The sequence below is a fragment of the Pseudoalteromonas sp. NJ631 genome, from assembly GCF_000276645.1.
Classification (GTDB): domain Bacteria; phylum Pseudomonadota; class Gammaproteobacteria; order Enterobacterales; family Alteromonadaceae; genus Pseudoalteromonas; species Pseudoalteromonas piscicida.
In genome coordinates, this window is record NZ_AKXJ01000002.1 from 329,108 (window position 1) to 354,893 (window position 25,786).

Annotated in this window: 21 protein-coding genes and 1 pseudogene; 20 read left to right on the top strand and 2 right to left on the bottom strand. The window is 42.3% G+C overall.

Annotated elements, in window-relative coordinates:
* Positions 1-229: 229 nt before the first annotated feature.
* The 12 genes and pseudogenes from hisG to A587_RS0106025 all read left to right on the top strand — a co-directional run bounded on the left by hisG (position 230) and on the right by A587_RS0106025 (position 10,768).
* Positions 230-1,129, top strand: a complete 900-nt coding sequence (gene hisG, locus A587_RS0105970) for an ATP phosphoribosyltransferase (protein ID WP_017216829.1) — start codon at positions 230-232, stop codon at positions 1,127-1,129.
* 4 nt (positions 1,130-1,133) lie between these two features.
* Complete coding sequence (hisD, locus tag A587_RS0105975; RefSeq protein ID WP_017216830.1) at positions 1,134-2,429, top strand: histidinol dehydrogenase; 1,296 nt, start codon at positions 1,134-1,136, stop codon at positions 2,427-2,429.
* On the top strand, positions 2,422-3,489 hold the full coding sequence (gene hisC / locus A587_RS0105980) for a histidinol-phosphate transaminase (RefSeq protein ID WP_017216831.1): 1,068 nt from the start codon (positions 2,422-2,424) through the stop codon (positions 3,487-3,489). The genes hisD and hisC overlap by 8 nt, the downstream gene beginning before the upstream one ends.
* Entirely contained in the window at positions 3,486-4,547 is a 1,062-nt protein-coding gene (gene hisB / locus A587_RS0105985; RefSeq protein ID WP_017216832.1) for a bifunctional histidinol-phosphatase/imidazoleglycerol-phosphate dehydratase HisB, read from the top strand. Before hisC ends, hisB begins: the two co-directional genes overlap by 4 nt.
* The gene (hisH, locus tag A587_RS0105990) at positions 4,544-5,134 is read left to right on the top strand and encodes an imidazole glycerol phosphate synthase subunit HisH (protein WP_017216833.1); all 591 of its coding nucleotides are present in this window, start codon (positions 4,544-4,546) and stop codon (positions 5,132-5,134) included. The genes hisB and hisH overlap by 4 nt, the downstream gene beginning before the upstream one ends.
* Positions 5,135-5,145: 11 nt before the next feature.
* Positions 5,146-5,880, top strand: coding sequence for a 1-(5-phosphoribosyl)-5-[(5-phosphoribosylamino)methylideneamino] imidazole-4-carboxamide isomerase (locus A587_RS0105995; protein WP_017216834.1), 735 nt, complete (start codon positions 5,146-5,148; stop codon positions 5,878-5,880).
* On the top strand, positions 5,862-6,635 hold the full coding sequence (gene hisF, locus A587_RS0106000) for an imidazole glycerol phosphate synthase subunit HisF (protein ID WP_017216835.1): 774 nt from the start codon (positions 5,862-5,864) through the stop codon (positions 6,633-6,635). Before A587_RS0105995 ends, hisF begins: the two co-directional genes overlap by 19 nt.
* Positions 6,632-7,243, top strand: a complete 612-nt coding sequence (gene hisIE, locus A587_RS0106005; RefSeq protein ID WP_017216836.1) for a bifunctional phosphoribosyl-AMP cyclohydrolase/phosphoribosyl-ATP diphosphatase HisIE — start codon at positions 6,632-6,634, stop codon at positions 7,241-7,243. The genes hisF and hisIE overlap by 4 nt, the downstream gene beginning before the upstream one ends.
* A gap of 218 nt (positions 7,244-7,461) precedes the next feature.
* Positions 7,462-7,962, top strand: coding sequence for a hypothetical protein (locus A587_RS0106010; RefSeq protein ID WP_017216837.1), 501 nt, complete (start codon positions 7,462-7,464; stop codon positions 7,960-7,962).
* A 391-nt stretch (positions 7,963-8,353) separates the two neighbouring features.
* Positions 8,354-9,145 (top strand): annotated as a pseudogene (locus A587_RS23840) (dermatopontin-like protein).
* Positions 9,146-9,262: 117 nt separating this feature from the next.
* Positions 9,263-10,024, top strand: a complete 762-nt coding sequence (locus A587_RS0106020) for a glycosyltransferase family 25 protein (protein ID WP_017216839.1) — start codon at positions 9,263-9,265, stop codon at positions 10,022-10,024.
* 195 nt (positions 10,025-10,219) lie between these two features.
* Positions 10,220-10,768 (top strand): YkvA family protein, encoded by a 549-nt coding sequence (locus A587_RS0106025; RefSeq protein WP_010377130.1) that lies wholly within the window; start codon positions 10,220-10,222, stop codon positions 10,766-10,768.
* Positions 10,769-10,860: 92 nt separating this feature from the next.
* Here A587_RS0106025 and A587_RS0106030 read toward each other — a convergent pair whose 3' ends face one another.
* Positions 10,861-12,639, bottom strand: a complete 1,779-nt coding sequence (locus A587_RS0106030) for a M61 family metallopeptidase (RefSeq protein WP_017216840.1) — start codon at positions 12,637-12,639, stop codon at positions 10,861-10,863.
* A 178-nt stretch (positions 12,640-12,817) separates the two neighbouring features.
* Between A587_RS0106030 and A587_RS0106035 the strand changes: the two genes are divergently transcribed.
* From A587_RS0106035 to A587_RS0106060, 6 genes are all read left to right on the top strand, one after another.
* Complete coding sequence (locus tag A587_RS0106035) at positions 12,818-14,350, top strand: GGDEF domain-containing protein (RefSeq protein WP_017216841.1); 1,533 nt, start codon at positions 12,818-12,820, stop codon at positions 14,348-14,350.
* A 103-nt stretch (positions 14,351-14,453) separates the two neighbouring features.
* Positions 14,454-15,797 carry a nucleotide 5'-monophosphate nucleosidase PpnN gene (ppnN, locus tag A587_RS0106040; RefSeq protein WP_010377123.1) on the top strand — a complete coding sequence of 448 codons (1,344 nt, stop codon included), beginning with the start codon at positions 14,454-14,456 and terminating at the stop codon, positions 15,795-15,797.
* Positions 15,798-15,802: 5 nt separating this feature from the next.
* Positions 15,803-16,573 (top strand): flap endonuclease Xni, encoded by a 771-nt coding sequence (xni, locus tag A587_RS0106045; RefSeq protein ID WP_010377121.1) that lies wholly within the window; start codon positions 15,803-15,805, stop codon positions 16,571-16,573.
* A gap of 139 nt (positions 16,574-16,712) precedes the next feature.
* Complete coding sequence (locus A587_RS0106050; RefSeq protein ID WP_010377120.1) at positions 16,713-17,096, top strand: DUF3192 domain-containing protein; 384 nt, start codon at positions 16,713-16,715, stop codon at positions 17,094-17,096.
* Positions 17,097-17,263: 167 nt separating this feature from the next.
* Entirely contained in the window at positions 17,264-18,955 is a 1,692-nt protein-coding gene (locus A587_RS0106055) for a hypothetical protein (protein WP_017216842.1), read from the top strand.
* Positions 18,956-19,151: 196 nt separating this feature from the next.
* Positions 19,152-20,159: an isocitrate dehydrogenase gene (locus A587_RS0106060; RefSeq protein ID WP_010377116.1), complete on the top strand. Its 1,008-nt coding sequence runs from the start codon at positions 19,152-19,154 to the stop codon at positions 20,157-20,159.
* Positions 20,160-20,193: 34 nt separating this feature from the next.
* Here the strand turns inward: A587_RS0106060 and A587_RS0106065 are convergent, their stop codons facing one another.
* Positions 20,194-23,166, bottom strand: a complete 2,973-nt coding sequence (locus A587_RS0106065; RefSeq protein ID WP_017216843.1) for an immune inhibitor A domain-containing protein — start codon at positions 23,164-23,166, stop codon at positions 20,194-20,196.
* A 366-nt stretch (positions 23,167-23,532) separates the two neighbouring features.
* Here A587_RS0106065 and A587_RS0106070 point away from each other — a divergent pair, with 366 nt between their 5' ends.
* Positions 23,533-25,254 carry an acetolactate synthase 3 large subunit gene (locus A587_RS0106070; protein ID WP_010605491.1) on the top strand — a complete coding sequence of 574 codons (1,722 nt, stop codon included), beginning with the start codon at positions 23,533-23,535 and terminating at the stop codon, positions 25,252-25,254.
* The gene (gene ilvN / locus A587_RS0106075) at positions 25,254-25,751 is read left to right on the top strand and encodes an acetolactate synthase small subunit (RefSeq protein ID WP_017216844.1); all 498 of its coding nucleotides are present in this window, start codon (positions 25,254-25,256) and stop codon (positions 25,749-25,751) included. The genes A587_RS0106070 and ilvN overlap by 1 nt, the downstream gene beginning before the upstream one ends.
* Positions 25,752-25,786 lie beyond the last annotated feature (35 nt).

The following is a 25,786-nucleotide window of genomic DNA, read 5'->3' on the forward strand; positions in this document are numbered from 1 at the left end:
TCTATAAATGAACTTTTTGAACAGCAGATATATTACAAAGGTAACATCATGCTAATGACACTGACAGCAATTCATCATCACCATCATCATACGGGATAACCTGTCAGTTATTTCGCTGGTGGGTTATTCCTTAAAGGAACCTCCGGCGAAGCAAAAAGTATAGTTAAAGTTTATTTCGCCCCGAGGTTCCGCCTCGGGGTTTTTCGTTTAAAGAATTAGGAAATAAATAATGAGCAACAGCAACCGTTTAAGAATCGCAATCCAAAAATCAGGCCGTCTTTCAAAGGATTGCCAAGCCCTACTCAAACAACTTGGTGTAAAACTAAACCTACGTGAACAGCGTTTAATTGCCCACTCTACCAACATGCCTATTGATGTACTTAGAGTACGCGATGACGATATCCCTGGCCTTGTAATGGACGGCGTTTGTGATTTAGGCATTGTTGGCGAAAACGTTTTAGAAGAAGTTCAAGCTGAACGTGTTCGCAACGAGCAGTTTGCTGAAGTCACTAAGCTTTCAAAACTGGACTTTGGCTTTTGCCGTTTAGCGCTGGCGTGGCCACAAGAGCTAGGTCAACAGGAAAAAGCGTGGTTTAACGGCAAACGCATCGCAACCACCTACCCTGAGATTTTAAAGCAATATCTAAAACGTGAGAACATCGATGCTAGCGTGGTCATGTTAACGGGCTCGGTAGAAGTAGCACCTCGAGCAGGCCTTGCTGACGCGATTTGTGACTTAGTATCAACCGGTGCAACGCTTGAGGCTAATGGCCTTATGCAAGGCGATACCATCTTAGAATCTAACGCTTGCCTCATTCAAAATGCAGCATTGACTGAGCAAAGTAAGCTTGCGTTGATCGATAAGCTAATGCCACGCCTTAAAGGGGTGAAACAAGCAAAAGAAAGCAAGTACATCATGATGCATGCACCAAAGAATAAGCTAGATGAAGTATGTGCGTTACTTCCAGGCACAGGCCAACCAACTTTACTTGCACTTGCTGGCAGCGATGAATATGTAGCACTTCATATGGTCAGCTCTGAAACCCTATTTTGGGAGACGATGGAAGAGTTAAAAGTGCTTGGTGCTAACTCAATTCTCGTCATGCCAATTGAAAAGATGATGGAGTAACAGCATGTTTGATTGGCAGCAAGCCACCAGCGAGCAACGCAGCGAATGCTTGAGCCGTCCTGCGGTCAAAGTGGGTGATAAGGTAAAAGCAACTGTTGAAAAGATAATTGATAACGTCGCTCACAACGGCGACAACGCATTACTTGCTTATGCCGAGCAGTTTGACGCCCGTGTTAGCCCAAGAATACGGGTAACGGGATCAGAGCTTATTGAAAGCGAATTTGCATTAACACCTGAACTTAAAAGTGCTATTGACCAAGCGTATAGCAACATAAAGAAGTTTCACCAGTTGCAGTTACCACAAAGCAAGAAAATAGAGACTCAGCTAGGCGTGACCTGCGAGCTCAGATATCAAGCGATAGAAGCCGTGGGGTTGTATGTACCTGGTGGTAGCGCGCCACTGCCTTCTTCTGTCTTGATGCAAGGGGTGTGTGCGCAGCTAAGTGGTGCAAAAACAATCGTGTTGGCGACACCAGTCAAAGGTGATTGCCAAATACATCCTGCGATTTTGTATGCGGCTAAATTGTGTGGCGTTACCGATGTGATTGAGTGTGGTGGTGCAGGAGCAATTGCTGCCATGGCGCTAGGTACTAACAGCGTACCAAAAGTGAATAAAATTTTTGGTCCAGGCAATAGCTTTGTCACAATGGCAAAACAGCTGCTTTCTCAGTCAGTGCCGGGACTTGCGATTGATATGCCAGCTGGCCCTTCGGAGGTGTTAGTGATTGCAGATAAGGGCGCTAACCCAGAATTTATCGCCGCCGATCTACTTTCTCAAGCGGAGCATGGGGAAGACTCGCAAGTCATATTATTAGCGTCTGACAGTCAACTAATAGAAGAAACTAAAGCTGCAATCGAGCGTCAACTAAGCAAGCTTAGTCGCGCTGATATTGCCAGAGCTGCGTTAAAAAATAGCACGCTGATTTTAGTTGAGAGCATAGAGCAAGCATTTGAGATCTCGGCAGAGTATGGGCCAGAGCACCTTATCTTACAGATAAGAGATGCAGAGCGTTTCCTGCCGCTAGTAAAAAACGCAGGCTCAGTGTTTGTTGGTGACTATACGCCAGAATCAGCAGGTGACTATGCGTCTGGCACCAACCATGTATTGCCAACCTATGGTTATTCAAAAACCTACTCAAGTTTAAACCTAATGGATTTTTATAAGGCTTACACAGTACAAACCATCACAAAAGAAGGCCTGCGTGGTTTGCGCTCTGCCATTTTACCTTTGGCACAAGCTGAGGGACTAGATGCACATGCGAACGCCGTCAAAGTGAGGTTGGAGAATAATAATGACTAATATTGCGCTACCAAATAACATTGAAAAGCTTAAGGCCTACAGTTCTGCGAAAAGTGCAAAGCTAACAGGTACTACGTGGCTCAATGCCAATGAAAGTCCATACGCTCGTGTGCTTGAAATGCGCTTTGATAACTTAAACCGTTATCCGGATCCGCAGCCACAAACGGTAATTGATGCCTATGCAGGCTACGCAAAGGTCGAGCAAACAAATGTATTGATGACACGTGGTGCCGATGAAGGCATTGAGTTATTAGTACGCACATATTGTGAACCGGCTAAAGATAGTATTGCAATCTTTACCCCTACTTATGGTATGTACAAAGTTACGGCAGACACCCACAACATCGCTATTAATGAATTAAGCCAAGATCAGCTTGCCAATGACGATGTGGATACACTAACCGCTGCAATTGGCGACGCTAAACTTGTCTTCGTTTGTAATCCAAATAACCCAACCGGTGCAATGCAACCTGCCAGCAAAGTCGCTGCACTTGCTGATAAGCTTAAAGGCCGTGCAATCGTGGTCGTTGATGAAGCGTATATTGAGTTCTGTGAAGAAAAAACCTGCGTTGAGCTTATCAAAGAGTTCTCAAATGTTGTTGTGCTACGCACACTATCTAAAGCGTTTGCACTGGCAGGACTTCGCGTTGGCTTTATGCTAGCGAGTGAAGCGCTATTGGCACCAGTGAGAAAAGTGATTGCGCCCTACCCTGTTTCTACAGTTGTGGCACAAATAGCAGCAACAGCGTTAACGTCAGATGCGATAACGCAGATGCGTCGGCAAGTCTCTATTTTGAACCTAGCAAAAAAGAAGCTTATACAATGGCTACAAGACAGCGAGTTCGTAAGCGCAATATTATGCGGCGAAGGCAACTTTGTTACTTTACAGCTAACCGACAAACAGTTTGTGGAGCAAACGATGCGTCAAGGGTTAATCATGCGGCCATTTGTGCTGTTTGGCGAGGACAACTGGTTGCGGATCTCTATCGGCAACGAGCAGGAATTAAAACAAGTAGAAAACTGGCTGAAACAATGCCAAGTCACTGAGGAAGTATCATGAGCGCCCCCTATTTATTCATCGACCGCGATGGCACTATTATTGAAGAGCCAATAACCGATAAACAAGTGGATAGTCTAGAGAAATTGGCACTATTACCCAATGTGATCCCAGCGCTATTACAACTGCAATCATTTGGTTACAAGCTAGTGATGGTATCTAATCAAGATGGCCTCGGCACAGATAGCTTCCCTCAAGCTGATTTTGATGCGCCTCAAGATAAAATGATGCAAATCCTAACAAGCCAAGGTATCCGTTTTGAAGAAGTGCTGATCTGTCCTCACTTTGACGAAGACAACTGCCAATGTCGCAAACCTAAAACAGGATTACTCACTGAACTGATGCGCTCTGGTAAAGTGAACCTTAGCAAATCATTTGTTATTGGCGATAGGCAAACCGATATTCAGCTTGCAGAAAACCTCTGCATTGAAGGTATTCTCTACGAAGATAACTGGCCCGCCATTGTGACGAAGTTAACCACCTTAAATCGCAGTGCACACATTGCCAGAAATACCAAAGAAACACAGATTTCGGTAGCGATAAATTTGGATCAACAAGCCAATGGGCAGATTTCAACAGGGCTTGGTTTTTTCGACCATATGCTAGATCAGATCAGAACTCACGCTAACCTTGGTTTGAATATACAGGCGAAAGGTGACTTACATATAGACGAGCACCACCTTGTAGAAGACATAGGGATTGCCCTTGGTCAGGCTTTTAAGACCGCGCTTGGCACAAAATCACAAATCGCACGTTATGGATTTGCGTTGCCTATGGATGAATGTAAAGCAGAATGTCAGTTGGATTTATCTGGACGCGCGTCTTTTGTACTTAATGCTGACTTTACACGAGATAAAGTAGGCGACTTGGATGTACAAATGGTTGAGCATTTCTTTAAATCCTTTGCGGATAATGCGGCTGTGAGTTTAATTTTGAGCGTGAGCGAAGGTAATGCCCACCATCAAGTTGAGGGCTTATTCAAAGCATTTTCTCGTGCTATTCGCATGGCAATTGCAACGGATGCGTCACAGCAAATGGCAAGTTCAAAGGGGTGTTTATGATTGCAATTATTAATACTGGTTGTGCCAATATTAACTCAGTGCGTTTTGCATTTGAGCGCCTTGGTGTCACACCTGAAGTGATCACGGCACCTGAGAAATTAGCCCGCTTTGAACGAGCAATTTTACCTGGCGTCGGCCACGCCAATGTAGCAATGAAGCGCTTAAATGAGCAAGGCTGGGCACAGGCAATAGCTGACTATCAACGGCCTTTGATGGGTATTTGCTTAGGGATGCAGCTACTTTGTGAATCGACAGAAGAAGGTGATATTCCGTGCTTAGGTCGCATTCCTGGTAAGGTTGAGTTGTTAGAGACTAACGAGCTAACTGCACCGCATATGGGCTGGAATAACCTATGTGTGATGAAGCCTCATGCGCTCACTACAGGGCTCAGTGAACAAGACCAAGTGTACTTTGTACACAGTTTTGCGCATACCATCAATCAATCGACATTGGTTTCGGGTGAGTACGGTCAAGTATTTTCTGCAATTGTTGCAAACGACAATTATGCCGGCATGCAATTTCATCCAGAGCGCAGCAGCAAGGTTGGCGCGCAGCTTTTACAAAACTTTATTAATTGGCAGCTATAAAAGGACGAACAATGATTATTCCCGCTTTAGATGTATTAGAGAACAATATTGTTCGTTTGTATCAAGGCAAGTATGAAACCGCACAATTTTACCCATTTGATTTAGCCGAGCGTTTACTTGAATACCAAAACGCAGGCGCAGCTAAGCTACATTTGGTGGATTTAGAAGGCGCTCGTGATCCGAGCAAAAAGCAATGGCGCACTATCCAAGCGGCGACTAAGGCTTTATCTGTTCCCTTTCAGGTAGGCGGTGGTATTCGCAGTATTGACGACGTAAAGCAATGGTTAGATGCCGGAGCCGCCCAAGTGGTGATAGGCTCGATGGCGGTCGATAAACAGCAAGAAGTTGCTGCATGGATTAAAGCATGTGGCGCCGATAAATTTGTGATAGCGCTTGATGTTAACAAAACCGAAAGTGGCTGGTCCCCTGCCACTCACGGCTGGCTAAATGATGCGAAAAGCGATCTATTCGAGCTATTAGATTTTTATGTTGAACAAGGTGTAAGTGATTTTTTATGCACGGATATCAGTAAGGATGGCACGATGACAGGTCCATCGTTTTCCTTATACGAAGACATCACTAAGCATAACAGTGGAATTAAAGTACAAGCATCTGGCGGCGTGAGCTCTCTTGACGATATTGCACGGCTTGCAAAGCAACAAGTAGGTGGAGTGATACTTGGCAAGTCGCTACTTGAAGGTGTATTTAGCGTTGAGGAGGCTTTAGCATGTTATCAAAACGCATAATTCCTTGTTTAGACGTAAAAGACGGTCAGGTCGTCAAAGGTGTTAAATTTCAAGGCCATGAAGTCGTCGGTGATATTCTTGATCTCGCCCAGCGTTATAGTGAGGCAGGTGCTGATGAACTGGTATTTTATGAGATCAGTGCTAGCGTCGAAAAGCGTTTGCTCGATGTGAATTGGGTAGCTGAAATTGCCAGACATATAGATATACCGTTTTGTGTGGCTGGTGGGATTAAATCAGTGGCTGATGCGGCTCGAGTGCTTGAGCAAGGCGCAGATAAGATCTCCATTAATAGCCCTGCTATTGCGAGGCCTAAACTCATTAAAGAGTTACATGACGAATTTGGCAAGCAATGTGTTGTTGTAGGCGTAGACAGCTTTTATGATAAGCAAACTCAGGAATATTTAGTATACCAGTTAACTGGCGACCCGAATGCGGCAAGTCGTACTCGATATAAAACGCAAGAATGGGTCAAACGAGTTCAAGATCTTGGCGCCGGAGAGATTGTACTTAATTGTATGAATCAAGATGGCGTGCGTAATGGCTATGACATCGAGCAACTCAGTGCGATTAGAGCGCTGTGTAAAGTGCCACTTATCGCCTCTGGTGGCGCGGGCAGCATGCAAGACTTTGTTGATGTATTTAAACAAACTAACGTCGATGGTGCCTTGGCTGCAAGTGTATTCCATAAAGGCGTGATTGAAATTCCAAAGCTCAAGCAGTTCTTAATAAATAATGATGTGGCAGCACGACAATGATAATAAATAAACAAAACATAGTAGAAGTCGATTTTGATAAATCAACACTCATTCCCGCTATCGTACAAGATGTATCAACCGGGGTAGTATTGATGCAAGGCTTTATGAATAGAGAAGCCCTTGAAGTGACATTAGAAAAGCAACTCGTTACTTTTTATTCGCGTTCAAAATCGCGTCTTTGGACCAAAGGTGAAACCTCAAACAATGTTTTAACCTTGGAGGAGGTGCATACCGATTGCGATAAAGACAGCCTGTTGATTTACGCAAAGCCGCAAGGTCCAACTTGCCACCTTGGCAGCGAAAGCTGCTTTGCGGACACCATGCCAGAGCTTGCTTTTTTAGGAAAGCTTGAGCGAGTGATTGCCCAGAGGAAAAATGCATCTCCTGAAAGCAGCTATACTGCCTCTTTATTTGCTAAAGACTTAAGTCGTAGTTGTCAAAAAGTTGGAGAAGAAGGTGTTGAGGTGGCGCTAGCGGCGATGAAAAACGACAATGAAGAGTTGCTCAATGAGTCCGCAGACTTACTGTATCATCTTATAGTCCTACTACAGAGACAAGGGCTTACGCTCAGTGACGTGGTCAATACGCTCAAAGATAGGCATAAGTAATTTGCGCTTTGGGTAAGTAACCATTTCACCTACTTTTCGTTGGCTTGTTTCAGGCATTGTACAGTAACAAGCCAACCTACCACAATCGAAATAAATCTGTAATTAGATCAACTCCTGTTCATATAAATAAGGTAAACTTCTCATAGTCTTACAACTATGCAGTGGCAAAATATTAGTCTAACTTTAATGGTGCGATTGCGAACAGTATGGAACGATTTATGAAAACAAGATTACTTGGTCTATTGCTGGCAGGGTTAACTGCTGCCGGATGTTCAACATTGAGCCCTGAACAACAGGAAAAGTTGGATGATATGTCGGGGTGTGAAAAGCTAAATACGCTTCTAAATGCTTCTGCAAATGGGTTTTCTGCGCTTAAAGGCGCTGAAGTCGGTGCAAAGTTAATGAACTCTTGGCAGGCTAAGGCACACCTAGTTGGCAACAAGTGCCAAATTATTGAAAGTACCGCTGGTAAAACAAAATACACTTGTTCAGAGCAGTTTAGAGAGTACGAAAACGCAGTAAAAATCCATAACTATGCGCAGAGTCTCGCAAAGCAATGTTTAGATCACTCTTGGGTTGGTGATAGCCAAAAGAGTGGCCAGCTAATGCGTACGAACATTATGTCACCGAGCTCTACTAGCAAAATTGCAATTGAACTAGGCAAAGGCCTCGACAGAGTCACGCCATGGATCGTTACGTTTAATGTGACTGAAAAATAAAACGTAAAATACGGAGAAGCGTTGTCCTTCTCCTACTCTGTCCCCCTAGCATTTCTCCTTTGCAATCCCCTTCACATTGTCTGTTTGAGCGTTAATAAATTTTTAATTGTTGCTTTACTCGGTTCTAATGTCGCTTCGCGTGGCGTCTTTTATATGAAAATAGTGAATAGTAATTGTGGTGTAACGCGATAAAAATTTAGAAAAAATATGCAGTATATATTTTGAGCGGGGGTGGGAGCTGCAACAGTCTATATTTGATTGATGCTGATTATGCATTTCTTTGGTTTTGATGTGTTAATAAAAAACTTGTTTATTAAAAAAAGTAGCATTTAATTCAGCTGCTATTTTTGTTGTTAGCGCTAAATTAACTACTATTTTTAAAGGAATTAAGATGAACACATTGATAAAGTTGTCTGCTCTATCCCTCTCTATTGCGATGTTTTGTAACCCTGCTTAGGCTAATGAACAAGCTAAGCCATTTGAGTATACAGTAAATGGCAGTGTATATGAGATCCCCGCTTCTCAAGCTAATAATCTAGACGAGATAATTGCGCTAATAGAAACTAATAACGATGTTTCAGGTTATGACGTTACTGAGACTAAGTTAGCAAAAACTGAGCGCACAGAAATTGCCAGTGATTTTTCAACGCTAGCTGGTGGTAACTTACGTGTTTATAGTGAACTCAATACGGGGTATTTAAATGATTTTGACCAAGCATTTACTTACACTTGTCCAAGTAATATGTTTATTAAATCAATCTCAAGCTACCACCAAGATAAACAAGAAGACAGACGCTTTAGCTTAGTCTGTGCAAAATTTACAACGGATAGCGGTAGTCGCATTTATCGTAAAACGACAAAGTGGAGCGGTTACGTAAATTCATATGATCAAGCGTTTAACTTTGTTTGTCCTAATGGTCAATTCTTTGTCGGAATGTCAAGTCGCCACGATAATGGCATAGAAGACCGTTTGTTTAACTTTAATTGCGCATCTATGGCAACCTCTAGCACAGGCGCTGCACTATTCGCTGAATCATGTATTACAACACAATACACAGGCTACGACCAACCTTGGACATTAGGTGGTAATGGTGCAATCATCGGCATGTCAAGTCGCCATGATAACAGAACGGAAGACCGTCAGACTGCAGTGAGTTATTGCTCAGCTGCGAGTGACTGGTAGTACTTTCCTTATAGAGTAGGGTTGATACCCATACTCTATGTCAGAATTTCGTCATTTCACTGTCATATAAAAGTCGCACACTCAAAATGTAATTAGTTAGCGGATTTAAGACTCATTGTGACCAAACCGAATATTTTTCTCATCAATTTAGATTCTTGTACTGATAGACTCAAGGAGTCTACTTTCCAGTTTGATAAGTTCTCACTGCCCTTTGAAAGAATAAGTGCTATAAAAGGTGCAGAGCTTGGCGCAGACGTTTTAGATACGAGCTATTGTAAGTTAAAAAACGCTAAGCAATACTACCGACCTTTAACGTTAGGAGAGATAGGCTGTTATTTAAGTCATATAAAAGTACTGAGCATAATCGTTGAGTTAGAACTGCCCTATGCTTTTATTTTTGAAGATGATTTCCAACTGCACGACGACTTAGCACAGATTGACCAAGTGATCGCTTCATTGCCTTTTGAATGGGATATGATCAAGCTATTTCAATCTCAAAAGAACAAACGCACCCCGATTGCAAGCTTCCCGCTAAATAAATCGTTATCGTTATTTATGCAAAATAAAGTACCCGCCGGAACCGTTGCCCAGCTTGTAAGTCTCAAAGGAGCAAAGAAAATATTATCCAAATCAATTCCTTTCGGCAGACCGATTGATATTGATTATCAACATTTTTGGGAAAAAGATCTAAGTGTATTCGTAATGAGTCCTTGTCCTGTTAGCCATGGTGAAAAGTTTGCGAGTACCATAGATAGAGCACCAAGTGTTACAGGAGCAAAGCGGTATTTTTGGCGTAAGCAGTTGCTACAGATAAATAAGTTTATAAAAAACAAGTTTTATCGCGGGCTGGTTCTCAAACGCTATCTGCAACACTTCTAGTTATATGGTGTGAAAGCCGCTGTACGCCTTTTGAACAATGGGTTTTATACTTGTACGTAATAGAGAAAAATTCGTGTTAAAAGTGTAATTTATGGGAAGACTTCTGAAAAAGATGTGCTAGTATCTAAGATTATTGCAATAAGTTTAACTTTTTGCTTAAACCATTAATAATAACAACGTTGAGGGAGCACAGACGTGTCTATAGAAATCAACTTTGAACTCTCTGATTCAGATCTTGAACACTTCCGTGGAATGATGAAAGCTGCTATTGAGAAAAATGGCGATGTAAGTGATGCCGAAATTATTGCTAAAGCGCGTGATTTAGTGGCAACGATGGAAAAATCCAACCTTCCTGAATTTGTAAGCACTCGTCTAATTTCTTTACAAACGCTAATTGACGCAGTGTTAGATGAAGAATGGCAAATGCCAGAAGATGAAAAGCGCGAGATCATGGCGTCTCTTGCATACTTCAGTGAGCCAGAAGATATCGTTCCAGATCATATTCCAGTATTAGGCTATGTCGATGATGCGATTATGATTGAACTTGTGTTACAAGAACTGTCGCTAGATTTAAAAGCATACCGTGAATTCTGTGGTTTTAGAGCTACTGAAGAAGCAAGACGTGGTGATAACGCTAAGGTCGATCGCGAAAGCTGGCTTGCAGGTACACGTTCTCAGATCCGCTCTTCTATGCGTAGAAGTCGTTCTAAAAACCGTTCACGCTTCTTCTCTCGCATTATGTAAGTTAAGTAGCCCTAAGTTAAGCTGATTGAGATTAAGCTTAGGACTGTGGACTAAAAAAGGGCTGATAATCATCAGCCCTTTTTGATTGCGTATTATTTTATTTCATTTGGGTGAGAAACCCCCATCCATGCTCTATAAAGTAGCGCTTGCTTGCTTGATGGATTAGGCGTAAATGTTATCTTTTTAGGCTTATCATGTTCGCGGTTAAGCTTGATTTTTGTATTCATCAACTTATCTCGACGGATAAAGTCTACCGCGATTGTTTGACCAGGCTCAAAGTTTTCTAAGCTCGCTTTTAAATCTTTACGAACATGGTGCTTATCAAATGCAACGATAAGATCGCCTGCTGTTAACCCTGCTTGCCATGCATTTCCATCTCGAGCTACATGGGTCAACTCCAGTAATTCCCCCTTTCGTCTTGCCATACCATCTATGCCCGCAATCACTTTTGCCGACTCTGGATAATCATAAACAAGCCCCACTTCATCGAATAACTTGTCAAAATCTATGTTCGCCGGTGTCTCAACATGTTTATTCCACCAAGTACTGTAGTCTTGACCGGTAAGCGCTTTTAGGATGTTTTTAACATCTTCACTGGTAAAGCTATTTGGCAGTTTATGCTGTTGGTAAAGTGCTTTATGAACGTCACGGTAGCTAATTTTTCCGTTTGACTTTTCGAGTAAGTCGATGTCAAGTGCCATGGACACCAACGCACCTTCTGAATAGATATTGGTACTGTAATTTATGCCATGATCGCCACCTTGATTGATCCATTTATCAAAGCTCGTTGCTGCTACCGACTGAACATGACGACCAGGAGTTTTCAAATGACGATTAACACGCTTAGTCAGCATTTTAAGATATTCGTCATTGGTGGTGATCCCTGCACTTAGCAGCAAATAATCCTCAAAGTAGCTGGTTGAGCCTTCAGCTAGCCACAACAAATCCGTGTAATTTGGTGCGACGTAATCATAAGGAACCATGCCCGCTGGGCGATAGTTTTTAACATTCCACGTGTGGATGAATTCATGTGCTGCTGTAGAGATAAAACCAATATAGTCATCTCTTTCTTTAAAACTGTCTCTATGTCTTTGAATAATCGTCGAGTTTAAGTGCTCTGTTGCCCCTCGTGCACCACTGGTTGCATGCACCATAAAGACATAACGGTCATAAGGATAATCGTGCCAAATGAGCGTGCCGGTTTGAACGAGTTTTTTAAGATCCGCGAGCATTTGGTCAGCGTCATAGTTACCCTCGCCCCAAATAACTAATTCATATTTGCGGCCATCTACTTCAAATTTGTGTAGCTGATTAATACCAGTTTCAATAGGGGAATCTAACAATATGTCGTAGTTATCAGCTTTGAAGCTGTGTTTTGAATCGGCAAAGTCCATACCAGAGACTGAGCGCCAGCCTTTAGGTACATTGAGTTCAACAGAAACAGGCTCAGATCTGAAAGATTCACTAAACATCAAAAAGCCAGATGCATCGATAAACGCATGGGTGTCATCGATGTGTCTGGCTCGAAGACCTAACTCATTGGCATAAACCTGATATTTAACCGTTAATTCTGTAGGTTCGCTTAGGTGTACGCGCCATGTGTTTTTATCAATTTTTTCCCATTTTTGTTCTTGCCCGCTTTGAGATTGTGCATCAAAAAAGCGTACACCGTTGGCTAAATTCAATATTTCGTAGCGGCCTGTACGCCAATCTGGAAGTTGCACATCAATGCTTGATTGTGAGGATTTAGGAAACTTAACTTCTACTTCTGCAAGGTGATGCTGTGGTTGTGTAATTGAAATACGGTAGTCGACGTCAGCATAAACACTAAATGTTGCTGCACATGCTAAGGCTATAAGACTTTTCTTCATTATTTTTGTATTGGTAATTCGAGATAAAATCAATTTACCAAATCAGCGACTTACACGCTAAGTAATATCGATGAGTAAACAGCAAACTCCGATACTTTACCTCGTTAAATTTCTGCGCATAACAGCTTAATTTGTTGTAGACTTAGTAACTAAGAGATTATTTTATGATTGGAAATCTGTGACTGATAATGCCGTGATGCTTGAGCAAAAATTAAAACAAGCCATAGAGGCTAGAAAAACGCTTGAGGATGCAAGAAAACAACAAGTAGAACTCCTTACTCAGTTTGCTGCAAAGTTATCCTTAGCCTGCAAAGGGCAAGATGTTTCACTTGATAATCAGTTAGCTAAGTTTCGCCTTGCACTTAATAAAGGCGTCGATTTTGAGCTGCTTGTGCCTTTTATTGACGGAATTTCCGAGCCGCTAAAGTCACAAGAAGTGACCAATTCAAATAATCAAAAAGCGTTGCAAACAGCAATTCAGCAAAGCGGAAAGTTACTGCAGAAGCTCAAGGGATTACCAGATGAGTCGCGCAGAAAGTTGCGTCACTTATTGGATGTGGAACTTGAAGATATCAACTCTACTAATGCCTATATCCCCGCGTTGGAGTCTTTGGTTTCTATCTACCATACGGTTCTACAATCAAAAGTAGAAACTACTGAAGAAACATATAATACTCACCACCCTGAATTAGCTGCTGAGCTTCAAGCTTTGATCAACGAGTTAATTTTCGAAGATGAAGTTATAGAAAAGGTCAAAGATATACGTGCAAGCGTTGCTGAAAACAACAGTTTAGATAATTTATATTCAGCAGCGACAGAAATCATTAAAATTATTGCGCAAACGATTGCCAAAGAGCGCCAGTCCGCTCAAGGTTTTTTGGTTTCACTGAATCAAACACTGGAAGAGCTACATCGCTCTATTGTTGAAACAACGGCGCGTTCAAAATCAACATCTAAAGAATTACAGTCGTTAAACAATAAAATAGAATCAAAAATTCAAAACTTAAATCAGCAAACCCAAAACGCCAGCTCAATAACAGAGCTCAAAGCCTTGGTCGACAATGAGTTGAAATTATTGAGTGCTGATTTGATAGAGCGTGAAAAGCTTGAAAAAAATGAGCGAGAGGCGCTACTAGACTCGTTTGATGCAATTAATAATCGTATTAACACCTTAGAGTCTAAAGTTTCAAATTATAAAAAGCGACTTAGCGAACAAAAGTTCAAAAGCCTATTGGATAGCTTAACTAAGTTACCAAATAGAGCGGCTTTTGATGAGCGTCTAACTCATGAAATGCACCTATTTGAGATAAACGATTCAGATGTGACGCTGGTTGTTATCGACGTCGATCACTTTAAATCTATCAACGACCGTTATGGACATAGTGCGGGCGACAAAACTTTGCAAGTGATTGCACGAGCCCTTAAAAAGTCTATTAGGAAAAGCGATTTTATCGCACGCTACGGCGGCGAGGAATTTGTCTTACTAATGCCGGGCATGCCGCTCACTCATGCGCAAAAACCGCTTGAAAAAGTAAGGCAAGTCATTAAATCTATACCATTCAAATTTAAAGAAAAAGAAGTTGAAATTACGATTTCTCTCGGCGCTACTCAGTTTGTCAAAGGGGATACTGCCCTGAGCGCCTTTGACCGAGCTGATGCAGCGCTTTATGAAGCGAAAAATAGCGGGCGAGATAGATTGTGTTTTAAGTAAATAAAGTTAACTCGGGTAAAGGCTGAGTGGCGAGGCATTATACTCGCCCCCGCTTTGCTTGGTTATACCAATTCGCTGCGCATTACAAACAAGGAGTAAGCCTATGCAAGTAGAGCTAAACCCAACTGGGGTTCTTAACCTATTATCAAGATTGGAAGTCGATTTACTTCAGCAGTCAACCACAAGTGAGAGATATAGGCTTTTTAGAAATTGTGCATTGGCGGTGTTGAATGTAGGTAGTCATACCGATTCCAGCTCTGAAATCTACGATAAATACGAAAATTTCGATATCCAGTTACTCGCACGCGAGCGAGGAATAAAAATTGCGTTAAGCAACCCCCCAGAATCAGCTTTTGTCGACGGTCAAATAATTACCGGTATTCATGAGCACATATTTTCCGTGATCCGCGACATACTTTTTATTTGTCAAAAATACCACGGTGAGAATAAATCGCCGGTAGAAATTACGCATATGGTTTTTGACATGCTGCGTAACGCTGATGCACTTGAAGTGAATAAAGACCCTAACATGATTGTCTGTTGGGGAGGTCATTCAATCAATGAAGTTGAATACAAATACACTAAGGAAGTGGGTTATCAACTTGGTCTTCGTGGCCTAAACATTTGTACTGGTTGTGGACCGGGCGCAATGAAAGGCCCGATGAAAGGAGCAACAATTGGTCATGCTAAGCAACGGATCTCGAACAATCGTTATTTAGGTCTTACTGAACCCAGTATTATTGCCGCAGAACCGCCTAACCCCATTGTTAATGAATTAGTGATTTTGCCTGATATTGAAAAACGTCTAGAAGCGTTTATACGCATTGCGCATGGCATCATTATTTTCCCTGGCGGTGCTGGAACAGCTGAAGAGCTGCTTTATTTACTGGGTATTTTGTTACATCCAGAAAACGAAAAGCAATGTTTACCTGTGATTTTAACAGGCCCTAAAGAGTCGGCAGCATATTTTGAAGAACTCAGTGCCTTTGTTGAAAAAACACTCGGGAAAGAAGCGCTGTCTAAGTTTGAGATTATCGTAGACAATCCAGAGCTGGTAGCCAAAAAGCTCAAACAATCTATGGCAACGGTGCGCGAGTATCGTAAGTCTGAAGGTGATGCCTATTACTTTAATTGGACATTAAAGATTGAAAACGATTTTCAACATCCATTTGCACCAACACATGAAAATATGTCGGGCTTAGACTTACACCTAGAGCAACCAAAACAATTACTGGCCGCTAACTTAAGACGTGCTTTTTCTGGTATTGTTGCCGGTAACGTGAAGGATGAAGGTATTACAGCAATTAAACAGCATGGTCCGTATGAATTAAGTGGCGATAAATCCTTGATGGCCGATATGGATAAGCTGCTAGGTGCATTTGTAACTCAGGGGCGAATGAAGCTACCTGGGAGCAAATATATACCGTGTTATAAAATTAAAGCTTAGAGTGAATGAATAATTTGTTGTTAATAGATGCGCTTAACCTTATCAGGCGCATCTATGCTGTTAACGAACCAAAAGGTAATAAAGAACAAGAGGCCCATATAAAGGCCTCTTGTCTTCGTGTAGAGCAAGCTACTCGTAGCTTGTTACGTAAAACGGGGGCGACACACGCCGTCGCGGTCTTTGATGGTGATAAGAGTTGGCGTTATCACTTTTACCCAAAATATAAAATAAGCCGTCAACCAATGCCCGAATTCCTAAATCAGAACCTCGATAAGTTTTCAGAAGCGTTCGCAAGTGTAGGTATTAAATCATTTAATCCCGAACATGATGAAGCTGACGATGTGATAGCGACGCTTGCTTGTAAAGCCGCTGCCGCCAATGTCAACTGCACGATAGTATCGACCGATAAAGGCTTCTTACCCCTGATAAATGAAGCTATCTCTGTGTACGACTATTTCAAAAAGTCGATAATTTCTATTGAAGATATCAAAAGTCGATTTTCTGTGACCCAAAATAAGCTCGAAATGTTTTGGGCACTAAGTGGCGACAAGACGAACGATATTCCTGGTGTTACAGGGGTTGGGGTCAAGACGGCGCAAGAGCTGCTGGCAAAACATGACGACTTTGAAAGTATGCTAAAAGATGAGACCGTAAAGCCTGCTGCAAAAGCAAAATTAGAGGCCGGAGCAAGCGACTATGTTACCAGCCTTGCACTGGTGACACTAAGAAGAGATATTGAAATTGGCTTTAGTTTGAAGGATATACGAGTGGTTTGAAAGGACTTTTGATTGGCAATGTACTACATCGTCGCTAAGCGCTAGGCGAATGTAGATGACTTTGATATATTGCATACAAGCGTATCTCCGTTTTTGCAGATACAAGGTCCGTTTTACCCATTCTTTATTGAGCAGTTAGATGATTAGGAAAATACTACAGTACATATTTCTTGGCCTTGCGGTTTACGTTACTGTGGTGTTTCTCGTGATCAATTATTACAAAGATGACCCGCAAGCGATGATTTGGCAGGACCGAGAAGCGTTTAACAATCGTTTCATTCGTAATCTTAGCCTTGAAAAGCCGACTGAGTTAGACACTGTGTTGGATACCTTGGGTAGCCCAGATCTAACGTATGTAAAGAAGAAACAAGACAATACGATTGTACAAATTGTGTTTTATCGCACTCAGCTTGTAAAACCAGATGGTATTACAACGGAAGATGAATGCACCGGACTATTGTTTGAAAATGGCATATTAAAGCTTTGGGGACCTGGCGCTCGGGTCACATTTGATAAAGTGTGATACCAATTAGATTAATTTTCCAACCAATTTGAAGGGTAAAATACCATATTAGCTTCGTTAACAACGCCTCTTTTAGAACAACTAAATAGCAATGTTTTTGCCTTGCTAAGAAAGCTATTTTACCGTTTTAAAATAGACCGTTTACTTAATAAAATTGGTAAAGATAGATGGATGCAAGGATAGTTACGAGTAAAACGCTGTTCGCGATAGCCCAAGGTACACATAAAGTATTACGGCTTTATTATCACAAAGAAAAGTGGTCTTCTATCTACCCTACCCTAGTTAAACTTGCACAGCTTTATATGGACTGTTATGAGTCCTCGCCTAGTAGCATGCATGGACAGCTTGGACTGTATTCACAAAACTTGGGTTACAACACTAATCTGGTCATGAATCAAAATGTGTTGGTCTGTATGGCTTGTCATCACTTAAAGTTTTCTCGTGCAGTAACCGAAGAGCTATTGCTTGCGAGCTTTGCGGACTATTTATGCGTAGCGAGAGAAAGCGATCAACTCGCAGCAGGTAAAAAGTTAGACGCACAGCAAGATAAGCTTTGGAAAGTTCGACATCAGTTGGCCGTACAAATACTGAGTGATGGACAAACACCTAACTTGCAATGTTTGCGAATTTTATCTCGCCTTTCAAACTACGATAGCAAGCTCGTGGCTTCTACCCCTCAGCGGTTTAATGACCATGCTTCTTTAATTGTTGCAATTGCTCACCGATTAGCAAGCTTAATAACGCCAACACACAAACAAAATTGCATAGCTCTAGACAGAGCGATTAAGCTTCTTTATAGCAAACTCAGTTATGCTTTTGCATCAAAAGTACTGAGTGCAATTGCAGGGGCATTTGTTAAACATCCTTCGGGATTGCTGTGTGAGATTAAAGGCGAAGAGGGCTTTTTGGTGATACAAAGCAATAGTGAAAAAATAATCGCTGTTGTGGAACAAGGGCAAACCAAAAAGCTGGCGAAGGCCAACCGTAACTTCCAGTTTCACTGTGGTTTAACTGCAACGACAGATGCGAAGCTACTTTACAATATTTGGGACCGAGCTGCTGAGCCTGCGGTAATGCCTTTCGGCTCTGAACATTTACACCTGCTAGAAACAGTAAAAGCCTTATCTCACAGTCAATTTCAAAGTATTCGTGCACTTGAAAAGCTGATTTGCGAGTTCGATTCGGTGTCAAGTGCATTGCAGATAGCAGCAAAGCAGTATAACCGCGAAAATCTAAAAGCCGCATCGGTTAGGCACTCTCTCGCCATGGTAGGACTTGATGCTGCTGGGTTACTGGCGCAGCGCGTGTTGCTTGAGCAAATCATAGCAAACCATAAGCTTCCTTTCACAGAAGATATCGTGCATAAATATGGCGTGATTAGTCAAATCATCGCCTTATATGTTGGTGAAAGTTATGGTGAACAATTTGAGTGTTTATTGTCGCCATTTGCAGCGGTTATTGTATTTTTAGTGACTAAACAAGGGGTAGAGATCCAACATGCCACGGCACTCCATTCTCGTGAGTATTCAGAAGAACTAGTATCAATTGCTAACCTATTTGGGATCCGCGCGATTGCAAAAGATAAATACCTAGACTTTAATCAGCAGTACTTTGAAAAAAGCATTCTTCATAAGGCAATGCTAGATAGTGAAACGTTAAAAAAATCTCAGACCAATACGCAGTGTAAACTGTTCATTTTTATTAAACTGATTGCACTTAAAGTGATATCCCCCACTTTTGTGTTAACTGCGTGGCAAAAACAATTGGTCGATGACGTATTAGCTGAAAGTCGTTTTGTTACCGCACAAAAGTTTGATGTAGCTCTACTAGAGGCCGGATTTTACTCATCTATTGCCTGATATTTATTCTATAAATACTATCAATAACAAGCATAAATCATATGTATGTCATTTTTTCATTCCATACTGGAATAAGACCTAATTAATTGCTATAAAACGCGGCTTAAACAAGCGAACGTACACCTTTGTTAATTTCTACTAAACTTAGTTTGCAATTCTTCTCGGGTGTATTCCAACTTTTGATAAAGGAAAAAACATGGCACAGCAAACCATCACAGTTATCCGTGGCGACGGCATTGGCCCTAGCATCATCGATTCAGCAATCGAGATCTTAAAAGCCGTAGGTTGCGACTATGAATACGAGTACGTAGACGCAGGTTTGGCTGCTTTAGAAAAAACAGGTGAATTACTTCCAGCAGCAACGCTAGAAGCAATTGAGCGTAACAAAATCACGCTAAAGGGCCCACTAACTACACCTGTTGGCGAAGGTTTCACTTCAATCAACGTGACATTGCGTAAGCATTTTGGCCTTTACGCAAACGTTCGTCCAGTTAAGTCATTTGAAGGTACTAAAGCACGTTACGATGACATTGATATCATTACAGTACGTGAAAACACGCAAGGTATGTACTCAGGTCTTGGTCAAGTTGTTTCTGAAGATGGCAACGAAGCGGAAGCAATGTCAAAGATCACTCGTGAAGGTGCTGAAAAGATCGTAACTTTCGCTTATGAGTTAGCACAGCGTGAAGGTCGTAAGAAAGTAACTGCGGTTCACAAAGCGAACATCCTAAAATCAACTTCAGGTCTATTCCTTAAAGTTGCTCGTGAAGTGGGTGAGCGTTACCCTGAAATTGAATCAGCAGAAATGATCGTTGATGCTACTTGTATGAAACTTGTAATGACACCTGAAGAGTTTGATGTGATCGTAACAACAAACCTTTTCGGTGATATCCTTTCTGATCTTTGTGCGGGTCTTGTTGGTGGTCTTGGTATGGCACCAGGTGCAAACATTGGTACTGACGCTGCAATCTTTGAAGCAGTTCACGGTAGCGCACCAGATATCGCAGGCAAAAACCTTGCAAACCCAACTTCTGTTATTCTAGCTTCAATTCAAATGCTTGAGTACTTAGGCGAAGCTGATAAAGCGGAAAAAATCCGCAGTGCAGTAGCTGACGTTATCAAGAGCGGTGACCGTACAACGCGCGATCTTGGTGGTAGCCACGGCACTACCGATTTCACACAGGCGGTAATTGAGCGCCTTTAATTCTTAACGCTCAATTTAATCCTTGGGTGGTGCGTTAGCACCACCTTCTTCTTAATCCCACTAGTACTCCACCGATTAACGCAAACCATCCAATACTGCCGCCAGACGATCCGCTATCACCAGAGTCCGTTGGCGTTGTTGTTGGTGCCGTCACTGTGATCTCAACAGTGCCTTTCGCGCTTTGATCTGCACCATCCGATAGCGTTAACACGACATTATATGTACCCGCTTGAGCGTAACTATGCGTTGTAGTCAAACCAGAACCTTGCGTACCATCACCGAAATCCCAACTAGCTTGATAGTTACCATCACCACCAGCAGCAGTTGCGACAAAGCTTGCCTGTAAGTTAGATGTGGTCGCTGAGGCTTCAATGCTTAGTGGTACTACGACAGTCACCGAGGTTGATTTAGTTACCGCTTCACCTTCGGCGTCTTTCACATTAAGTGTTACTGTGTACGTGCCGCTTAGCTCATAGATATGTTCAACTGAGTTTGATGTTGCTGTGGTCCCGTCACCAAAATTCCACTCAAGTTCATAAGGCGCTTTGCCACCGATAATTTCGGCGTTGAAGACAAAGCCTTGCCCTACTGCGGTCGCTTTGATATCACCGACTGTAAGCGGGATTGGTTCGACGTTGCCAACGCTGACATTTGAACTCAGCGCTGAACTGCTCCCGTCTGCTTTGGTTCGTGTGAACATTACCGTATAGTTGCCGATATCTTGATAGCTGTGAACAGGTGAAAGTGCGTTACTTGTTTGACCATCACCAAAGTTCCACAAAAAGCTATCTGATTCGTTTAATGCTAAGCCTTTGACATTAAACTTAACGGTGTTTTGCGATTGTACTTGAGTGATTTTAGGGTCGCTGAGATAAATTACACCAACTTGCGCACTGCTCGCATCTTCTTCTATGGTATTCAATCTAAGTTGAACACCAAAACCAGGCAAACTAACACCTGACTCCTTTTGGATTGAGAAGGTGTAATCCTGAGTATCATCAAACGTACTGATCGGCGTGAGATGTTGATCGCCAAGACCCGCTTTTTGAGTATCTAAACGCAGTGTTGCATCTTTGATTTGAATAATACTCGTTGCGGGTGTTGTGCCGTCGGCTTTGAAGATCGGGTTTTGGTCTTGGTCAATCACCAACATATTGCCAGAACCGGGGTGTAACGAAGTGGAGTTATTGCTTTGCCCATCGTTGCTGTACCACATCAACACACCTGTATTATAACCAGACAAAGACAAACCAGCATCTAACCCTCTAAATGAGCGTAAATGCGCGTAGTAAGCGTTACTAGGTTTAGCTCTGTAACCAGATATTTTACGAAAACCGTTGTAGACTAAGTCGTTTGTTGGCTCTGCGGTATTGGTATAAATTTGCGAACCATCCGCTGTCACTGCGATGTTATCGAGTAATACCCCTTTAAGTGTTTCAAAATCGTCAGTTTGATATACGAATGTTACGGTAACAGTTTGTCCTCGGTACGCTGAGATATCAAAATCTAGCGTAATTGGGTTAGCCCCAAAAGCCGACGACTCGCCATCCATGTAATTAGTCACACTGGCATAATTTGGATGGTTCGATTTTGTGGTATTGCCAGCAATTGGCTGGCCATTTACCGCCACTTGGAAAATATCGTAGTTAAGCTCGATACTATAATTTGCAAGCATGGATAATGAAATTTGGCTTGCGTTAGGTAAGCTTACGGTAAAACTTGCTTGGTTATTGAGTTTGTCGTCTTGTCCTGAGTAATAGTGATAATTCCCATCAAGTGGCGTTATGAACTCCTCTAGTTGAGCAGGCAGATTTATCTTTATTTGATTCGTAGTACCATTGTTCACCCCAATATCTGTGAGCGTTACCGTTTGTTCTGTACTCAAATCATCAAATGTGTACTCGGTTTGGTTTAGCCAATTTCCTGCATAATTTTGTTGTAAAAACTCAAGGCTTTTAGGGGAAAATTGGGTTGGTTGCGAGCCACTTAATTGACCTAAGTAACTGCCTGAAGACATGACTGACCAAAGCGCAACGGGTTCACCTATGTCATTGGAATTTAAATCGTATTCGTCCGGTAATCCGAGGTCATGACCAAACTCATGGACGACCACACCGATTGCAGCATCAATAGGATTAATGGTGTAGTTATAAACCTTGTAGTTGGTATCTGGAATTGCCTTAGGTTGGTTGTTTTCATCAAATACGAAGAAGCGATGTGACCAAATTGCATCAGTATCTAATACGCCGCCACCTGCCTCTTGACCAATACTTGAATGAAATAACATGACATGGTCAATAATGCCATCCGGCTCAAGGCGGTTGCCATCACCATCTATGTCGTTCAAATCTGTTTTATCGTACTCAGATAAGTCGATATTAAATTGAGTTACGGCTTTGCTTACAGCTTCGAACACTAACTCTTCCGGTCTTAAGTCTCGGGTGTCGCCTTCTTGTTCGCCATAGTAGGCTGCATTTTGAGCGGCTCTTACCCAGCCAAATGCATTGCCAGATACCTTAAAGCTACCGCCTGAGGCCGCTTGATAAAACTGAGTAGCTGATTGTAACGATTCATTGTTCGGTCCGTTGTAGCCGCTATCTGAATACAATAATGATTGGTAGTGAGACGCGGGATAGCTTGGGTAGTACATATCCGTATCACCGGGGTTTAGTCGGTTCTGGTCGTTAGGCAAATCCGGGAAATCGACCAGAATAGCAAGAATTTTGGCTTCATTAAGTGTTTGCGCCGTGCCCACCGCAAATTGCTTGCCTAACTTAGTGTTGCCAAGGTGCACGTTTTTAATTGCATAGGGTGTTTTTATTTGGCTGGCAATGGGCGTTGTTTTGACAAATTGCTCAAGCGCAATTTTTCTCTCGTATTCACTCAATGTGCGGCCGAGCTTTTTCTCCTGCCAATAAATAACCTGATCTTTGTAAAGTACCTGCGCTGACGCTGCACTTGATAGCAGTATGGTTGATGCCAATATGCTTAGTTTTAACGTGTTCATCTAAGAATCCCTAGTACAATTGAGCTTTAAGTTTAGCATTTTTATCGCTTTGTTCCCGTATAAGTTCTGCTAAATAAAAAATCTAATTGGTGGTGAATTTTAAATTGAAATGTAATATTTCAACAATTGAAAGGTGGAAAGGTGGAATTTATATCTAATACTGTGTAGGCTAACTTTGAAATCAACTTAAAGGCAAAACAATGACTAATTTCTTTCAACTAATCGTTCTCGTGGTGGTACTGGTCTCTTCATAGGGTTCAGCGGGGAGCTATTACTTGAAAGAAATACTCAAACCCCGCAACCAGCGGGGTTTTTTTTTGATTTTAGAAATATAACAGGCACGCACAGTCAACGAGGAATGAGGTAATGGCAGAGCAATACAACGGCTCCGAGCTAGTAGTAAAAGCATTGAGCGCATTAAAAGTAAAATACATATTTGGCTATCCCGGAGGGTCGGTTCTTGATCTTTATGATGCCTTGTTTCAGCAATCAGATATTGAACATATTTTGGTTAGACATGAGCAAGCAGCGACCCACATGGCAGACGGTTATGCCAGAGCAACGGGAGACGTCGGTGTTGTCCTGGCGACCAGTGGCCCTGGTGCCACTAACTGCATTACAGGGATCGCGACTGCTTATATGGATTCAATCCCAATGGTTGTACTCTCAGGGCAAGTACCTTCAAACCTAATCGGCGATGATGCGTTTCAAGAAACGGATATTGTTGGTTGCTCTCGCCCTATCGTTAAACACAGTTTTAACTGCCGCGACGCGACAAAAATCCCAGAAGTATTAGCTAAGGCATTTTATCTAGCCAATTCGGGTAGACCGGGACCAGTTGTGGTTGAGCTGCCAAAAGATATTTTGAACCCTGCGCTTAAATTCGATTATCAAATGCCTGAACAGATTGATATGCGTACTTACAACCCGAGTGTAAAGGGGCATTCCAAGCAGATCCGCAAAGCGGTTGAAGCCATTATTGAAGCGAAGCGCTTGGTTATCTATTCTGGCGGCGGCATTATTCTTTCGAATACCTCGGAAAAACTGACTGAGCTGGTTGAGAAGTTAAACGCGCCTATCACTAATACCTTAATGGGTCTTGGCGGGATCAGTGGCACACATCCTAACTTTATTGGCATGTTAGGGATGCACGGTAGTCTTGAAGCGAATAAGGCGATGGCGAATGCCGATGTTATCTTAGCGTTAGGTGCGCGTTTTGATGACCGTGTGACCAATAACGTTAAGAAGTTTTGTCCAGATGCCAAAATTGTTCACGTTGATGTGGATCCAACTTCAATTTCTAAGACCATTCAAGCGCATATTCCTGTTGTGGGCTGCTTAGATACGGTGATGGAGCAATTGCTACGCGGTATTGAAAAAAGTGAGAAGCGCATCGACCGCGCCGCACAAGAAGATTGGTGGCAAGCAATTACAACATGGCGCGCTCAGAAATGCTTATCGTTTACTGCGGGGGTAGAAAAAATCAAGCCGCAAACGGTTATCGAAAAGCTATACCAAATGACCAGCGGTGACGCGTATGTTTGCTCGGATGTAGGACAGCATCAAATGTTTGCTGCGCAGTACTATCCGTTCAAATCGCCTCGTCAATGGATTAATTCAGGCGGACTTGGCACCATGGGGTTTGGCTTACCTGCTGCGATGGGCGTAAAAATGGCATTCCCGCAAAGCGAAGTATTGTGCGTAACTGGAGACGGCTCAATCCAAATGAATATTCAGGAGCTTTCAACTTGTTTGCAATACGGCCTTGCTGTCAAAGTCATCTCGTTAAACAACCGCTCGCTTGGTATGGTACGCCAATGGCAAGACATGATGTATGAGGGACGTCACGCAAGCTCTTATATGGAATCACTGCCCGATTTTGTTGCGCTTGCAGAGAGTTATGGTCATATCGGTATTCGGGTTGATAAACCAGAGCAACTTGATGCGGCGCTGGAAAAAGCAATGTCGATTAAAGACCGACTTGTATTTTTAGATATTTTGGTCGATGAGTCAGAACATGTGTATCCAATGCAAATTAAGCAAGGTGCGATAGACGAGATGTGGTTGAAAAAAGGAGTAAAAGCATAATGAGAAGAATACTATCGATTTTATTGGAGAATGAACCTGGCTCACTTTCTCGTATTGTGGGTTTATTTTCTCAGCGTGCGTATAACATTGACAGCTTAACGGTAGGTACAACCGCAGATAAAACGCTATCTCGTATTACCATCACGACCCAAGGCGATGACCGCATCGTTGAACAAATCACTAAGCAAGTGAACAAGCTGGTGGATGTGCTTAAGGTCATAGATTTAACCGATATGCAGCACATTGAAAGAGAGCTGTTACTGGTAAAAGTCTATGCCAGAGATGAAGTAACACGAGCTGCTATCAATCGTGTTGCTGAGGTGTTCCAAGCCAGCATTATAGATATGGGCAAGCAAAGTTATATATTACAGATGGTAAGCTCAGCCGACCGTCTTGAATCGTTCTTGGAGCTATTACGTCACGAAAGCGACATTATTGAACTTGTGCGTTCCGGTGCAGTAGGTATTGGCCGTGGTGACAAAGCACTGAAAGGATAAAGCCACTTAGCTTATAGCTGTCACTGTGATCTTTT

Bases quoted from the DNA above. Each gene is read 5' to 3' on its own strand.
- hisG (WP_017216829.1), top strand. From the start codon at position 230: ATGAGCAACAGCAACCGTTTAAGAATCGCAATCCAAAAATCAGGCCGT.
- hisF (WP_017216835.1), top strand. From the start codon at position 5,862: ATGTTATCAAAACGCATAATTCCTTGTTTAGACGTAAAAGACGGTCAG.
- A587_RS0106010 (WP_017216837.1), top strand. From the start codon at position 7,462: ATGAAAACAAGATTACTTGGTCTATTGCTGGCAGGGTTAACTGCTGCC.
- A587_RS0106065 (WP_017216843.1), bottom strand. From the start codon at position 23,166: ATGAACACGTTAAAACTAAGCATATTGGCATCAACCATACTGCTATCA.
- A587_RS0105995 (WP_017216834.1), top strand. From the start codon at position 5,146: ATGATTATTCCCGCTTTAGATGTATTAGAGAACAATATTGTTCGTTTG.
- ilvN (WP_017216844.1), top strand. From the start codon at position 25,254: ATGAGAAGAATACTATCGATTTTATTGGAGAATGAACCTGGCTCACTT.
- hisC (WP_017216831.1), top strand. From the start codon at position 2,422: ATGACTAATATTGCGCTACCAAATAACATTGAAAAGCTTAAGGCCTAC.
- ppnN (WP_010377123.1), top strand. From the start codon at position 14,454: ATGCAAGTAGAGCTAAACCCAACTGGGGTTCTTAACCTATTATCAAGA.
- A587_RS0106060 (WP_010377116.1), top strand. From the start codon at position 19,152: ATGGCACAGCAAACCATCACAGTTATCCGTGGCGACGGCATTGGCCCT.
- A587_RS0106030 (WP_017216840.1), bottom strand. From the start codon at position 12,639: ATGAAGAAAAGTCTTATAGCCTTAGCATGTGCAGCAACATTTAGTGTT.
- A587_RS0106070 (WP_010605491.1), top strand. From the start codon at position 23,533: ATGGCAGAGCAATACAACGGCTCCGAGCTAGTAGTAAAAGCATTGAGC.
- hisD (WP_017216830.1), top strand. From the start codon at position 1,134: ATGTTTGATTGGCAGCAAGCCACCAGCGAGCAACGCAGCGAATGCTTG.
- hisH (WP_017216833.1), top strand. From the start codon at position 4,544: ATGATTGCAATTATTAATACTGGTTGTGCCAATATTAACTCAGTGCGT.
- hisB (WP_017216832.1), top strand. From the start codon at position 3,486: ATGAGCGCCCCCTATTTATTCATCGACCGCGATGGCACTATTATTGAA.
- A587_RS0106050 (WP_010377120.1), top strand. From the start codon at position 16,713: ATGATTAGGAAAATACTACAGTACATATTTCTTGGCCTTGCGGTTTAC.
- hisIE (WP_017216836.1), top strand. From the start codon at position 6,632: ATGATAATAAATAAACAAAACATAGTAGAAGTCGATTTTGATAAATCA.
- A587_RS0106055 (WP_017216842.1), top strand. From the start codon at position 17,264: ATGGATGCAAGGATAGTTACGAGTAAAACGCTGTTCGCGATAGCCCAA.
- xni (WP_010377121.1), top strand. From the start codon at position 15,803: ATGAATAATTTGTTGTTAATAGATGCGCTTAACCTTATCAGGCGCATC.